Origin of the sequence: Chlorobaculum sp. MV4-Y (genome assembly GCF_025244685.1) — a bacterium.
In the GTDB taxonomy this organism is placed as follows: domain Bacteria; phylum Bacteroidota; class Chlorobiia; order Chlorobiales; family Chlorobiaceae; genus Chlorobaculum.
The window spans coordinates 974216-986821 of the sequence record NZ_CP104202.1; the positions used below are offsets into that span (position 1 = coordinate 974216).

Consider the following 12606-nt stretch of genomic DNA (forward strand, 5'->3'; position numbering starts at 1 on the left):
CTTTATAAAGATTGAAACCATTCGAAAAATCGATTGCCGCCGTCAAGCGCCTCGCTGCCAGAACAAGCTGGCCTGATGGCGTGACGCCGGTTGTTGCCGATTCCGCTTCGGACAACGCTTTCTGGCCTGCGGGCTTCACGCTCTCGGGCATCAACGCGGGGATCAAACCGGTTCGCAAGGATCTGATGCTGATGCTCTGCGATGAACCGGCGAGCACCGCCTCGGTCTTCACGACGAACCGTTGCTGCGCGGCTCCGGTCGAACTGTCGAAGGCCGCTTTGTCGGCATCCGGAGGTAAAATGCGTGCGGTCATCTGCAACAGCGGCAACGCCAACGCAGCCACTGGAGCGTCGGGGATGGAAAACGCGCGGCTGATGGCTGAAACCACGGCAGCCGAGTTCGGCCTCGACGCCGGCGAAGTGCTGGTCGCCTCCACCGGCGTGATTGGCCAGCAGCTGCCGGTCGGCAAGATCGCCGCCGCCATGCCGTCACTAAAAGCAGCCTCCGGCGCGACGCACTGGCGCGACGCTGCCGAGGCGATCATGACCACCGATACCTTTCCGAAAGCGTTCGGCGTGGATGTGGCGCTCTCCGGCGGCGTGGCGAGAATCGCGGGCATCGCCAAAGGTTCGGGCATGATCTGCCCGAACATGGCCACCATGCTCGCCTTTCTCGGCACCGACGTCTCGATAGAGCCATCGCTCCTGCAGGAGCTCCTCGGCACAGCCAACGCGGTCAGCTTTAACGCCATCACGGTTGACGGCGACACCAGCACCAACGACATGGCGTCGATCATGGCAAGCGGCAAAGGGCCTGAGGTACTGCGCGGTTCGGACGATGCACGCCTCTTCGGCGAAGCCTTGCGATCGGTGATGACCATGCTCGCCCAGCTCATCATCGTCGATGGCGAGGGGGCGACCAAGTTCGTCGAGCTGCGCGTTACCGGTGCAAAGAGCGACGCGGAGGCTCGCATGGCGGCCATGACCGTGGCCAACTCGCCGCTCGTCAAAACGGCGATCCACGGCGAGGACGCCAACTGGGGACGCATCATCGCGGCGGCGGGACGCTCGGGCGCATCGTTCACTCAGGAGGAGCTGTCGGTGCATTTCGACGACGAACCGATCCTGAAACCGGGACTCAACGCCAACTTCTCGGAAGAACGTGCCAAGGAGGTCATGTCGAAGGACGAATTCACCATCACCCTCTCGCTCGGCAAAGGGTCGGGCAGGGCGACCGTGTGGACCTGCGACCTGAGCCACGGCTATATCGAAATCAACGGCAGCTATCGCAGCTGACCGCTTTTACCCATCATTCATTCGCAGACAGACATGGAAAAAATGTGCAGCGAGTTCCGTCCCGAGGGCAAGCGGCCCGAACCGGCCATCGGTTATATGCTCGTCGAGGCGCTGCCCTATATCAGGAAATTCGAGGGCAAGACCTTCGTCATCAAATATGGCGGCGCGGCCATGAAAGACGAGGTGCTCAAGAACATCTTTGCCGAGAACGTCACGCTGTTGCGCAAGGTGGGCATCAAGGTGGTGATCGTGCACGGCGGTGGCGATGCGATTACCAAAACCTCCGCAAAGCTCGGGCTGAAGACCACCTTCGTGCACGGCAAGCGCGTAACGGATCGCCAGACCATCGACGTGATCCAGATGACACTCGCCGGAAAGGTGAACCAGGACATCGTGCAGCTCATCAACGAGGATGGCGGCAACGCCGTCGGCGTGAGCGGCCTCGACGCCGACATGATTCTGGCCAAGCCCTCGCCGAACGCGGCAACGCTTGGCCTCGTGGGCGAGGTGGCCGAGGTCAACACCAAGTACATCGACCTGCTCTGCGACGCCGGGCTGATTCCGGTGATCGCCCCCATCGGCTATGACATGGAGAGCAACATTTACAACATCAACGCTGACGACGCAGCTGCGGCCATCGCCGTGGCGCTCAAGGCCGAGAAGCTCATCTACGTCAGTGACGTGGAAGGCGTGCGCGTCGGTAACCGGATTCTCAAAACGATCTGCAAGGCGGATGCGGCGGAGTTCATCGAAAAAGGGATCATCACCGGCGGCATGATTCCCAAGGTGGTCTCGGCTTACCAGACGCTCGACGGCGGCGTCGGCAAGGTGCACCTCATCGATGGTCAGATCACCCACTCGCTGCTGCTTGAAGTCTTCACCAACGAGGGTGTCGGCACGCAGTTTGTCAACGAAATCGAAAACGAACCAACCGCTGAAGGAGCAGCCTCATGAGCCAGGATACAACAGGCAACGGATCGAAAAAACGCGACTTTCTCGGATTCACCGGCCTCGACGCAGCAAAGATTATCGAGCTGTTCGACTACTCGCTGCACATCAAGCGGCAGCGCGAAACCAACCGAAACAGCGACGAGTTCCGCCCGATCCGCCACAAAACCGTGGCCATGATCTTCAACAAGCCCTCGCTGCGCACGCGCGTTTCTTTCGAGCTTGGCGTTTATGAACTCGGCGGCCACGCCATCAGCCTCGAAGGCAAGGCGATCGGCGTCGGCGAGCGTGAGTCGGTCGAGGATATCGCCCGACTGCTGTCGCGCTACAACGACGCGATTGTCGCCCGACTGCACGAGCACGAAATCATCGAGACGCTCGCAGCGCACGCCGATATTCCGGTCATCAACGCCCTGACCGACCGGTCGCATCCTTGCCAGATTCTGGCCGACGCCTTCACGCTCTACGAAAAGGGATTGTGGCATGACGACACCAAGCTGGTCTTCGTCGGCGACGGCAACAACGTGGCCAACTCGTGGATCGAGCTGGCGGGCATCCTCCCCTTCCACTTCGTGCTCGCCTGCCCGGAAGGTTATCTGCCGGACGAGAAACTGCTGAAGCAGGCTCGCGCCAACGCCAAAAGCAAAATCGAGATTCTGCATGACCCGATGGAGGCGGCCAGAAACGCTGACGTGCTCTACACCGACGTCTGGACCAGCATGGGTCAGGAGGAGGAGATGGCCGAGCGCCTGAAGGTGTTCGCACCGTTCCAGATCAACTCAAAGATGATGGCAGAAGCCAAACCGTCGGCAGTGGTGATGCACTGTATGCCTGCGCACCGCGGCCAGGAGATAAGCGCCGAGGTGATGGATGGCCCGCAATCAATCATCATCGACGAAGCCGAAAACCGTCTGCACGTGCAGAAAGCGCTCATGGTGAAGCTGATGAACCACGACGTCTATCGCAAGTTCCACCTGACGCACCGCCTGAACCGCGCCGCCAATCGCCTGAAAGCCTGATGCGAAAACGATGAACAAGGTCAGCAGGCAGAAAAAGATCAGGGAACTGATCGAAAACCACGAGGTCTCGGGCCAGCAAGAGTTGCTCGGGATGCTGGAAAAGGAGGGTATCGTGGCCGCACAGGCAACCCTTTCGCGCGACTTCGCCGAAATGGGAGTCGTCCGGCATCGCACGGCGGATGGCGGCTACCGGCTCGCCGTGCCCGAAGAGCAGCAGGTGGACATCATCAAGGGGTTGGTCGGCATGGAGGTGCTCTCGGTAGCGTCGAACGAAACCTCGATTATCATTCGCACCCTGCCGGGGCGCGCGCATGGCGTCGGCTCGTTCCTCGACCGGCTCACAAACGACGACATTCTCGGCACCATTGCTGGAGATGACACGGTGCTGGTCATTCCGGCCACGGTCAGGAAAATTTCGTCCGTCAAATCATATATTCAGAAAATTCTCTCACAACCATAACGGGTACCTACGCATGAGCAAGGAAAAAATTGCGGTCGCCTACTCCGGCGGCCTCGACACATCAGTCATGATCAAGTGGCTGAAGGACAAGTATGAAGGGGCGGAAATCGTGGCCGTCACGGGCAATCTCGGCCAGAAGATGGAGATCGACAACCTCGAACCCAAAGCCATCGCCACCGGCGCGAAGTCGTTCCACTTCGTCGATCTTCGCAAAACATTCGTCGAAGAGTATATCTGGAAAGCGCTGAAAGCTGGCGCGCTCTACGAGGATGTGTACCCGCTCGCCACGGCGCTTGGCCGTCCTCTGCTCGCGAAAGCGCTCGTTGATGTTGCGCTCGCCGAGGGCTGCACCATGCTCACCCACGGCTGCACCGGCAAGGGCAACGACCAGGTGCGCTTCGAAGTGACCTTCGCCGCACTTGCCCCGCAGATGAGCGTGATCGCTCCGCTGCGCATCTGGGAGTTCACCTCGCGCGAACAGGAGATCGCCTACGCCATGGAGCACAACATTCCGGTTTCGGCCACCAAGAAAAACCCGTATTCGATCGACGAGAATATCTGGGGCATCAGCATCGAGTGCGGCGTACTCGAAGACCCGATGGTTGCGCCTCCGGCTGACGCCTACCAGATCACCACGGACCCCGAAAAGGCTCCCGATGAACCGACCGTCGTCGATATCGAGTTTGTCCAGGGCGTGCCCGTGGCGCTCGACGGCCAGATGATGGAGGGCCTCGACCTCATCGTGAAGCTCAACGAGCTTGGCGCGAAGAACGGCGTCGGCAGGCTCGACATGATCGAGAACCGCGTGGTTGGCATCAAATCGCGCGAAATCTACGAAGCTCCGGCAGCCACGATCCTGCACTTCGCCCATCGCGAGCTCGAAAGACTCACGCTCGAAAAGTCGGTCTTCCAGTACAAGAAGAACATCAGCCAGGACTACGCCAACATCATCTACAACGGCACCTGGTTCTCGCCGATGCGCAAAGCGCTCGACGCCTTTGTGGACGAAACGCAGAAGCCGGTCACGGGTATGGTCAGGATCAAGCTCTACAAAGGCTCGATGACCCTGCTCGGCCGCACCTCGCCCAACTCGCTCTACAACGAAGCGCTGGCCACCTACACCGAAGCCGATACCTTCGATCACAAATCGGCTGAAGGCTTCATCAAAATCTATGGATTGGGCCTGAAGACCTTCCATGAGGTGAACAAAGGCGAGTGATAATCGAGAATTATCGCGATTGAAAACACAAAGCAGGCACGGATTTTCGATGCCTGCTTTTTTATGGCACATGTGATATGATTAAAAACTTTATTTTATAAAGTTTTTCTGATAATAAAAAGAATCAACTGCTTTTACCCCACGAACAAAAATCTCTCGGCATTTTTGTTACAGAACATATCCTTCTCTTCCAGAGTGAACGCATCAGTGTTAACAAAATATTGCAGATAACTGCTGTATGAACTTATATCCTGCAGATTGATCATAAAATCAGACCCAAATATAATCCGTTCTATCAGCCTCTCCCGCTGTTCAGCATCATACTTATTGATAAATTTCGCCAAATCAGTATAAGCTCGACTCTCCACACCTTGATATGATATATCGGTATAAAAATTTTCATACTTATATCGACCATTTTCAGAATCCCGTTCAAGAATCATATCTGCAATCTTCCTGCGCCAATCAGGAGCATCGCTCCCTCCAAAATGAGCCAGATTAAGCCTTAGTTTTGTAAATGGCTTTTCACCATTCTGATCAATATAATCCAGCGCCTTCTCCCATCGATAAGGACTTGAAAGATCTTTATAATCGTTTTTTACAAGAAAGCCGCCAGGACTGCAATGTGCAGTTATCGGAATATTATGATCTATACAATACTGATAGAGGTAACAGACTTTCTCGCGTTCAACATCATCTTCCGGCCAGGGATCGAAACCAAGTGGAGGATAAACTTTTATACCTAAAAAATAGTGAGATCCAATTGACTCAATATCACCGTTAAATTGACGCCAATTGACAGCATCAATTTTTTTTCGCCTCATCTGAGGCGATGTATCATATTTAAATTCACCGAAATTTTTATCCAGAAGCTGTACAAGACTGACTGAAATACTTTTACCTGTTATATTGTCTTTTTCAGAATAATAATTCTTTGTATTGACACCCATAAAGGGAACGATCTGAAAAAGCAGTTCTGCGTAACCGTCGATATATTTATCCCGATACAGGTAGTAATCTCTTATTCCTGTACACAAATCCTCAACCTGCGCAACAATTGGCTTCCACCTGACCTTGTATATCAGATTTGTTTTACCGGAATCTTTCAGGCCAAAATCCATAATGAGCGGAGTAAAAACTATTTTATCATACTCTTTCTTTTCACCATTCCCAGAGACAATAAGAACATTATTCGATGGCATTTTTTTTCGTAATTCCTCCTCCATCTGGATAAGACAATCACCGATATCCGTCTCCATTGCAGCCAGCAAATTCATAACATTAGCAAGCTTCGCCTTTACCTTATCAAGCAAGGTTGACTTTATCTTGGAAATTTCTATTTCTCTTTTCTTTTTATCTCCAAATTTAACCACGACAAACACAAACAAGATCATGGCCATCAAGGAAAAAGCATAAAGCATCCATTTGATAACCTCAAAATGACCGGTCAGCAAAAGCGTTATAACAACAGCTGGAGTAACAAAAAGAAACATGACCAGAGCAGCTTTCAGATACACGGAGTATTTCAGCAACAGAGGTTTTATGCTGTCATTATAGATCCTCTTGATAATCGCGCTGAGATTGGGATGGCTCAGATTCATCATGTGGCAATGTGAATCATAAAAATATCTCATATCAACCTCCCTTATCAAATATTGAAATTAGAGAAACAGAGCCGTACGAAGTCATCTTTTGCACCGCTGGTGCAATAAACAGCAGGTCACCTGGTAACATTCAGGCTTGCATCGCCTGCCTTAGTGCTGTGGCATTGAATACCAGCCGGATTGCAGAAATCCGATCTCCTGTAACGGTAAAAAACTCTGCGGTGCGAATAACCCCCCGCGGGAGAGGCCGTATGGCAATCTCATACAGCAGCGCCGCACCGGTTTTGTCATAAAAATACTGCAACAGCTCTACGCTCTGCACCATCTGCCGGAATTGGGTCAGTGCTGCGATAAAATCGTCGGCTTTGGTAAACGTGTCCATACTTCCTCTGCAATCGAGGTCGTCAGCAAGGCAGTTGCGAGCCGTAGCAAAATCCCCGCTTGTCCAGGCGAGATGATAGGCTTCGATCAGCTTTCGGGTATCCATGGTTAAGGCTCCTGTGATTATTCCTGAAACTGTCCGGCAACAACTACAAATCTCACACAATCGCAGCTATGAAGCAACACCCGGCATTTGTCGGCAATGCTATACCGTACGATCCATCAAAAAAACCTTTTTCAGCCATCCATTGTTGAAGAAAGTGTGCAATAACGAATCACACTGATAAAAAGGGGACGAGATCATGAAAACCGTAATGCTGATGCTGACAACAAGCCTCCTGTTCGCAGGGTGCTCCGTGCTGGGAAAGCGGAGCGCAGCGGAACCGCCCTACGAACTGCTGAAACACGATGGAGCGTTTGAAGTGCGTCGTTATGAGCCTATGGTGATTGCCGAAACCTTCATCGACGACGAGAGTTACAGTAATGCAAGTGGCAAGGGATTCAACCGGCTGGCCGGATATATTTTCGGCAAAAACAGGTCGAAGAGTTCTATCAGCATGACGGCGCCGGTTTTACAGGAGCGCGGCAGCGAAAAGATCTCCATGACAGCGCCGGTACTTCAGCAAGCAGGCAAAGGTGGATGGAGCATGGCGTTCGTGCTTCCCGAGGGTTTTACCCTCCAGTCTGCCCCCGAACCGCTCGATCCCGAAGTGAAGCTCAGAGAGCTGCCGCCCTCAACGATTGCCGTGGTCACCTTCTCAGGCCTGCACTCCGCCGCCAATCTCGAAAAGTACGGCAGGCAATTGCAAGCCTGGCTCAAAAAACAGGGCTATCGCGCGATTTCGGAACCCAAGCTCGCTTCGTACGATCCGCCATGGACGATTCCCTTCCTGCGGCGTAACGAGGTGCAGATCAGGATTGAGCCCGATCACGGTTGATCCGGCAAGGAGTAATCGGGGATTTGCTGCCGGTGCGCGCTCTGTCTCGTTTCCCGGATAAACAGGCAGACCGTTTAGCTGGACGTGGAAGAGACCTTGAGGATTCGAGAACGACAGAAACCCAACGACGGATCCCCGATGGAAAAGTATATTGAGACCGGCAGCAACTCTGTAACCATCAAAGCAACCACAATATGGCCATGACCGTTGAAATCAGGAACAACAAGCTCTGCATCGAAATCGACCTCGAAAAACCGACTCCCTCGTCATCCGGTAAAACCCTCGTTGTCGCCAGCACTCACGGCAACGCCGTCACTGACGTCATGATCGAAGGCAAACCCGTAACCATCGGTCTGAACGCCTACATCAAAAAGTAACACGAACCGAAGAACGTGCATCCAATTTGCGGTGCACGTTTGCGTGTCAGTCAACTGATCACTGAGCCTGAACTATTGTTTTATCCGGGTTTAATTGACGGAAATGTAATCCTTTGCTTTTGTAGCATCTTCAATGACCGTCAGCCCGAAAAACACTTCCACATCGCCCAATTGCTTCGGCGATGTCACCTTATCCTTGAAACTCTCCCTTATCTTCACCATGAGTTCCGGATGAACGGTCACGGTTGACGGATTCTTGACATTGCGGAATCCAAATAACATAGCAGCCAATATTTCTTCACGGAAAAAATCAGTGCCTACCCCATACCTCTTTCCCATCTCACCCCCTGTTTTTTTTCAACAAATATATCTGATTCACAACCAAATCAAATGCTCTCTTTAGACAGCAAAAGCTCAGACTCCATAGATCCGGGAAAAAATGCTGTCACTGATCATGATGAATATGGGGGCCGTTTCAATCCACGCGCCAGTCCACCGGGAGTCGAAGCTGGAGCCTGTTTCAATCCACGCGCCCGCGCGGGGCGCGACGATCAACGACGACGGTGCTGACCTGCCGGTCAAATTGTTTCAATCCACGCGCCCGCGCGGGGCGCGACCAGGTCCAGATTCCGTCTGCTCTGCACGCCGTCAGTTTCAATCCACGCGCCCGCGCGGGGCGCGACTAGTGCGAGGAGGTGGGGAAATTGGTAGTGCAAGATGTTTCAATCCACGCGCCCGCGCGGGGCGCGACCGGGTTCCGGGCAGGGAGTAACGAGTACTGTCTTCCAGTTTCAATCCACGCGCCCGCGCGGGGCGCGACCGTCCAGTTGGTGTATCCGGCTGAGTGTGTCAAGTTTCAATCCACGCGCCCGCGCGGGGCGCGACACAAGATTGATCTTATTCGTGATTGGCTGTTAACGGGGTTTCAATCCACGCGCCCGCGCGGGGCGCGACGACAATTGAGCGGTGCAAGCAAGCAGAGCCGGTGCTCGTTTCAATCCACGCGCCCGCGCGGGGCGCGACGGACGGAGAAAGACATTATCTGGCTTGACGAAGTTTCAATCCACGCGCCCGCGCGACGGACGGAGAAAGACATTATCTGGCTTGACGAAGTTTCAATCCACGCGCCCGCGCGGGGCGCGACTCGGCTAGGCTGTATGTCGACTCGACTGCTCGAGTTTCAATCCACGCGCCCGCGCGGGGCGCGACGATGCGGATACCCGCCCCACCCACCAGTGCATGGAAGTTTCAATCCACGCGCCCGCGCGGGGCGCGACTGGGGTGGGGGGTTGAACAGAAAATCGCCTCACGCGTTTCAATCCACGCGCCCGCGCGGGGCGCGACTATCCAAATGTGCGTCTCGCACCGGCTGCTCTTCTCGGAGTTTCAATCCACGCGCCCGCGCGGGGCGCGACACGACGACGGTGCTTCCGACCTGCCAATCAAATTGTTTCAATCCACGCGCCCGCGCGGGGCGCGACTTGCTTGCTGATTACAGACTGGTTAAGGCGACAAAGTTTCAATCCACGCGCCCGCGCGGGGCGCGACGGCGGCATGGGCGGCTGCACTTGCGGACTGGAATGTCGAGTTTCAATCCACGCGCCCGCGCGGGGCGCGACGTGACCATCGGGGACAACATGGAGGTCTTTTCCGTAGTTTCAATCCACGCGCCCGCGCGGGGCGCGACGATATGGCCCAAAAACAGACCAAGGGATTCTGCGGTTTCAATCCACGCGCCCGCGCGGGGCGCGACTTTGGGAGCCTGGAGCAAGAGGGGCATTTGATTTGTTTCAATCCACGCGCCCGCGCGGGGCGCGACAGGGGTTTGTGGTCGTCCCGATCCCGTACCAAGGGTTTCAATCCACGCGCCCGCGCGGGGCGCGACCCCCATGTAAAAAAGACATAAGACATCTATTTAAATGTTTCAATCCACGCGCCCGCGCGGGGCGCGACGTACGCGCCAACTATCAACGGAGCAGGCAATACCGCTGTTTCAATCCACGCGCCCGCGCGGGGCGCGACGGGATCGATTACTACGTCTTCGTTTGCCGCGATGTTTCAATCCACGCGCCCGCGCGGGGCGCGACCAGCGTCACAATCTCAGTTGACGACCCGACTCCTGTTTCAATCCACGCGCCCGCGCGGGGCGCGACTGATCCGGCTCGCGGGAAAAAGCTCGATGCAATCGTTTCAATCCACGCGCCCGCGCGGGGCGCGACCGTTTGGCTGTATCGTCAGATATTCCGCGGCTTCGCAGATGAGTTTCCGCGAACCGCTGCGTATGCCAAACAACATTTTACGCGAATCTGACGATGCAATCAATATCTGCATACAAAAAAACAACTAATTTCATGCGCGAACCCACCAGCACTTCTGGTACAGCTTCCGGTTCGCGATTTACAAAATCAGCGTTCCTTCGAGATCACGAGGCTCTTTTGCGCCTTCGTGCTCTACCCTGCCCTGCCAGTTCGAGCCGAGAAAGTAAAACCGCAAGCTATCGAGTTTCGGATCCATCTCATTGAGCAGTTTCGCCCTCAATTTAACCCACTGGGCCGGATCGACGTGGCATTCGAATACAGAAAACTGGACACGCTGCCCGTAATTCTGGCAGGTCTTGGCTATTCTGCGCAACCGCCTTCGACCGGCAGCCGTTTCGGTGTTGACATCATAGGCAACGAGAACCATCATGGGCTATCTCCAGACAAATGGTGGATAAGTGTCGATATCTCCCCTGATGTACCGGGCGAGCAGCATGGCCTGCATGTGCCAGAGCAATCCGACGGCCATTTTTTCCCCAACAAACGGATGTTCGATCTCTTCCTGCTTTCTTTGCTGATAGGCTGTAATCAACGTTTTTCGAGTATCATCTTTCATGATCACCGCCCCTGTTTCTGAAGTCTCGAAATCTTTTGGCTGCACCTGCCCTCGATTAATCAGTGTCAGCACCAGCCGGTCGCCGATATAAGAACGGAACTCTTCAAGCATATCGAGGGCCAGGCTTGGCCTTCCCGGACGGTCTTTGTGGAGAAAGCCCGCCGCTGGATCGAGCCCGCAAGACTCAAGCGCTGAACGAATATCATGCGTCATCAGCGTATAGACGAAGGAGAGCATGCAGTTGACCCGGTCAAGCGGCGGCCGCCGGTTACGGCCATTGAACCTGAAAGCTGGATCGTGATGGGTAATGCACTCATCGAAAACACTGAAATAGGCTCTTGCCGCCTCCCCTTCAATCCCTCTGATCAATTCGTGATCCGTAGCCTCCTGCAATCGCCGGACACATCCGGCAAGCAGATGATGAGTCTTTTTCAACCGCTCCTCATCCGTTTTTCCGGGATGATCGCGTAACACCCTCGACAGCGTCACCCTTGCGTTTCCTATTTTACCGATGACAAATAAACGGGCCAGAATCGCCGTCTGGTAATAGTTATCAGCCATCCGGTACTGTGCCCTGCGCAGTAAAATGTTCCCTCTCACCGGCCCCTGCATCTGGCAGAGAAATCGCCCGTGCTCGGTCAGAAAAGTGACGGTAATACCAAGCTCCGCACAATGCCCAAGCAGGAACGGGCTACACGAGACCTGCCCGAAACAGAGAACTCCGTTCAGCATGTGCAACGGAATACGGGTTTTTTCGACACGGTCAATCGAAATGACGACGCACTCCCCCTCTTTGGAGAGATAAGCGCCCTGCGTCGTCACGAATAAGGTATTGAGATGTTTCTTCAAATTTCCTCCTCCGACAATTCACGGTATAACTTCTCGACATATCGCTTGGCCGCACCTTGCCGTTCGAGCACTTCGGGCATACATTCATCGACAAGTGAACACTGTTTACATTTCGGACCGAATTCCGGCTGCGGCATCACGCCCGACGCAAACAGCTCATGAACTCCCGCTGCCGCTGCAACGGTCTTGGCGCGTAACGGCTCATCGAAAACCACATCGAGCCGGTGCATTGTCTGACCGTAAAACAACGCACCGGTCAGGATGGTGCAGGAGCGCATCTCTTCGAGGCACATCGCCTGTGCGCAAAGCTGAACCTTGTCGGCATCGTGCTTTTTCGGCTTGCCGCGTTTGTACTCGACAGGAAACGGCTCAAAGCCATCCTGCCGCCGATGCCACTCCACAACGTCCGCAACACCGGAGACGCCAAGCGCCAAACTCCGCAACGCCACGCTGCGTGTAACCTTCACGCCCTCACGGTAGGATGAAACTCCGCTGTCCGCCCGCTCATGCATCTCCCGTCCCTCGGCAGTGAACTGATTCTCGCTCCAGACCTGTTCGAGATGAATCAACGCACACTGCCGCGGACAAAAAACATAATGCTGCAACGCGGATAGCGCTATGAAATCGGATTCGGGGTACATG

Annotated in this window: 13 protein-coding genes and 1 CRISPR repeat array; of the genes, 7 read left to right on the forward strand and 6 right to left on the reverse strand. The window is 54.8% G+C overall.

Annotated features, from left to right (window positions below; genetic code table 11):
- Nucleotides 1-11 precede the first annotated feature (11 nt).
- Genes argJ through NY406_RS04715 form a run of 5 tightly spaced genes read left to right on the forward strand, consistent with a single transcriptional unit; the run spans nt 12 to nt 4941 of the window.
- On the forward strand, nt 12-1295 hold the full coding sequence (gene argJ, locus NY406_RS04695) for a bifunctional glutamate N-acetyltransferase/amino-acid acetyltransferase ArgJ (protein WP_411267091.1): 1284 nt from the start codon (nt 12-14) through the stop codon (nt 1293-1295).
- 33 nt (nt 1296-1328) lie between these two features.
- Nucleotides 1329-2249 carry an acetylglutamate kinase gene (argB, locus tag NY406_RS04700; protein WP_260633575.1) on the forward strand — a complete coding sequence of 307 codons (921 nt, stop codon included), beginning with the start codon at nt 1329-1331 and terminating at the stop codon, nt 2247-2249.
- The gene (gene argF, locus NY406_RS04705; protein ID WP_260633576.1) at nt 2246-3262 is read left to right on the forward strand and encodes an ornithine carbamoyltransferase; all 1017 of its coding nucleotides are present in this window, start codon (nt 2246-2248) and stop codon (nt 3260-3262) included. The genes argB and argF overlap by 4 nt, the downstream gene beginning before the upstream one ends.
- 10 nt (nt 3263-3272) lie before the next feature.
- The gene (argR, locus tag NY406_RS04710) at nt 3273-3722 is read left to right on the forward strand and encodes an arginine repressor (protein ID WP_260633577.1); all 450 of its coding nucleotides are present in this window, start codon (nt 3273-3275) and stop codon (nt 3720-3722) included.
- Between the two features lie 13 nt (nt 3723-3735).
- Nucleotides 3736-4941, forward strand: a complete 1206-nt coding sequence (locus tag NY406_RS04715) for an argininosuccinate synthase (protein ID WP_260633578.1) — start codon at nt 3736-3738, stop codon at nt 4939-4941.
- Nucleotides 4942-5075: 134 nt separating this feature from the next.
- On the opposite strand, the gene NY406_RS04720 is transcribed toward NY406_RS04715, so the two are convergent.
- The gene (locus tag NY406_RS04720) at nt 5076-6545 is read right to left on the reverse strand and encodes an amidohydrolase family protein (protein ID WP_260633579.1); all 1470 of its coding nucleotides are present in this window, start codon (nt 6543-6545) and stop codon (nt 5076-5078) included.
- A 130-nt stretch (nt 6546-6675) separates the two neighbouring features.
- Entirely contained in the window at nt 6676-7032 is a 357-nt protein-coding gene (locus NY406_RS04725) for a nuclear transport factor 2 family protein (RefSeq protein WP_260633580.1), read from the reverse strand.
- A gap of 196 nt (nt 7033-7228) precedes the next feature.
- Here NY406_RS04725 and NY406_RS04730 point away from each other — a divergent pair, with 196 nt between their 5' ends.
- Nucleotides 7229-7864 (forward strand): SOUL family heme-binding protein, encoded by a 636-nt coding sequence (locus NY406_RS04730; protein ID WP_260633581.1) that lies wholly within the window; start codon nt 7229-7231, stop codon nt 7862-7864.
- A 194-nt stretch (nt 7865-8058) separates the two neighbouring features.
- Nucleotides 8059-8241, forward strand: a complete 183-nt coding sequence (locus tag NY406_RS04735; RefSeq protein WP_317618668.1) for a hypothetical protein — start codon at nt 8059-8061, stop codon at nt 8239-8241.
- A gap of 90 nt (nt 8242-8331) precedes the next feature.
- On the opposite strand, the gene NY406_RS04740 is transcribed toward NY406_RS04735, so the two are convergent.
- From NY406_RS04740 to cas4, 4 genes are all read right to left on the reverse strand, one after another.
- A complete protein-coding gene (locus NY406_RS04740) occupies nt 8332-8580 on the reverse strand; it encodes a hypothetical protein (protein WP_260633583.1) in 249 nt (82 codons plus the stop codon).
- A gap of 178 nt (nt 8581-8758) precedes the next feature.
- A CRISPR array of direct repeats spans nt 8759-10460; the repeat unit is 32 nt; unit sequence GTTTCAATCCACGCGCCCGCGCGGGGCGCGAC.
- A gap of 178 nt (nt 10461-10638) precedes the next feature.
- Nucleotides 10639-10929 carry a CRISPR-associated endonuclease Cas2 gene (cas2, locus tag NY406_RS04745; RefSeq protein WP_260633584.1) on the reverse strand — a complete coding sequence of 97 codons (291 nt, stop codon included), beginning with the start codon at nt 10927-10929 and terminating at the stop codon, nt 10639-10641.
- A 3-nt stretch (nt 10930-10932) separates the two neighbouring features.
- Complete coding sequence (gene cas1c, locus NY406_RS04750; RefSeq protein WP_317618669.1) at nt 10933-11964, reverse strand: type I-C CRISPR-associated endonuclease Cas1c; 1032 nt, start codon at nt 11962-11964, stop codon at nt 10933-10935.
- On the reverse strand, nt 11961-12605 hold the full coding sequence (gene cas4, locus NY406_RS04755; RefSeq protein ID WP_260633586.1) for a CRISPR-associated protein Cas4: 645 nt from the start codon (nt 12603-12605) through the stop codon (nt 11961-11963). Before cas4 ends, cas1c begins: the two co-directional genes overlap by 4 nt.
- Nucleotide 12606 lies beyond the last annotated feature (1 nt).

What these genes read in the sequence shown, in the direction of transcription:
- NY406_RS04715 (WP_260633578.1), top strand. Translation starts at nt 3,736, where the DNA reads ATGAGCAAGGAAAAAATTGCGGTCGCCTACTCCGGCGGCCTCGACACA.
- argR (WP_260633577.1), top strand. Translation starts at nt 3,273, where the DNA reads ATGAACAAGGTCAGCAGGCAGAAAAAGATCAGGGAACTGATCGAAAAC.
- NY406_RS04730 (WP_260633581.1), top strand. Translation starts at nt 7,229, where the DNA reads ATGAAAACCGTAATGCTGATGCTGACAACAAGCCTCCTGTTCGCAGGG.
- NY406_RS04735 (WP_317618668.1), top strand. Translation starts at nt 8,059, where the DNA reads ATGGCCATGACCGTTGAAATCAGGAACAACAAGCTCTGCATCGAAATC.
- argB (WP_260633575.1), top strand. Translation starts at nt 1,329, where the DNA reads ATGGAAAAAATGTGCAGCGAGTTCCGTCCCGAGGGCAAGCGGCCCGAA.
- argF (WP_260633576.1), top strand. Translation starts at nt 2,246, where the DNA reads ATGAGCCAGGATACAACAGGCAACGGATCGAAAAAACGCGACTTTCTC.
- NY406_RS04725 (WP_260633580.1), bottom strand. Translation starts at nt 7,032, where the DNA reads ATGGATACCCGAAAGCTGATCGAAGCCTATCATCTCGCCTGGACAAGC.
- NY406_RS04720 (WP_260633579.1), bottom strand. Translation starts at nt 6,545, where the DNA reads ATGATGAATCTGAGCCATCCCAATCTCAGCGCGATTATCAAGAGGATC.
- cas2 (WP_260633584.1), bottom strand. Translation starts at nt 10,929, where the DNA reads ATGATGGTTCTCGTTGCCTATGATGTCAACACCGAAACGGCTGCCGGT.
- cas4 (WP_260633586.1), bottom strand. Translation starts at nt 12,605, where the DNA reads ATGTACCCCGAATCCGATTTCATAGCGCTATCCGCGTTGCAGCATTAT.
- NY406_RS04740 (WP_260633583.1), bottom strand. Translation starts at nt 8,580, where the DNA reads ATGGGAAAGAGGTATGGGGTAGGCACTGATTTTTTCCGTGAAGAAATA.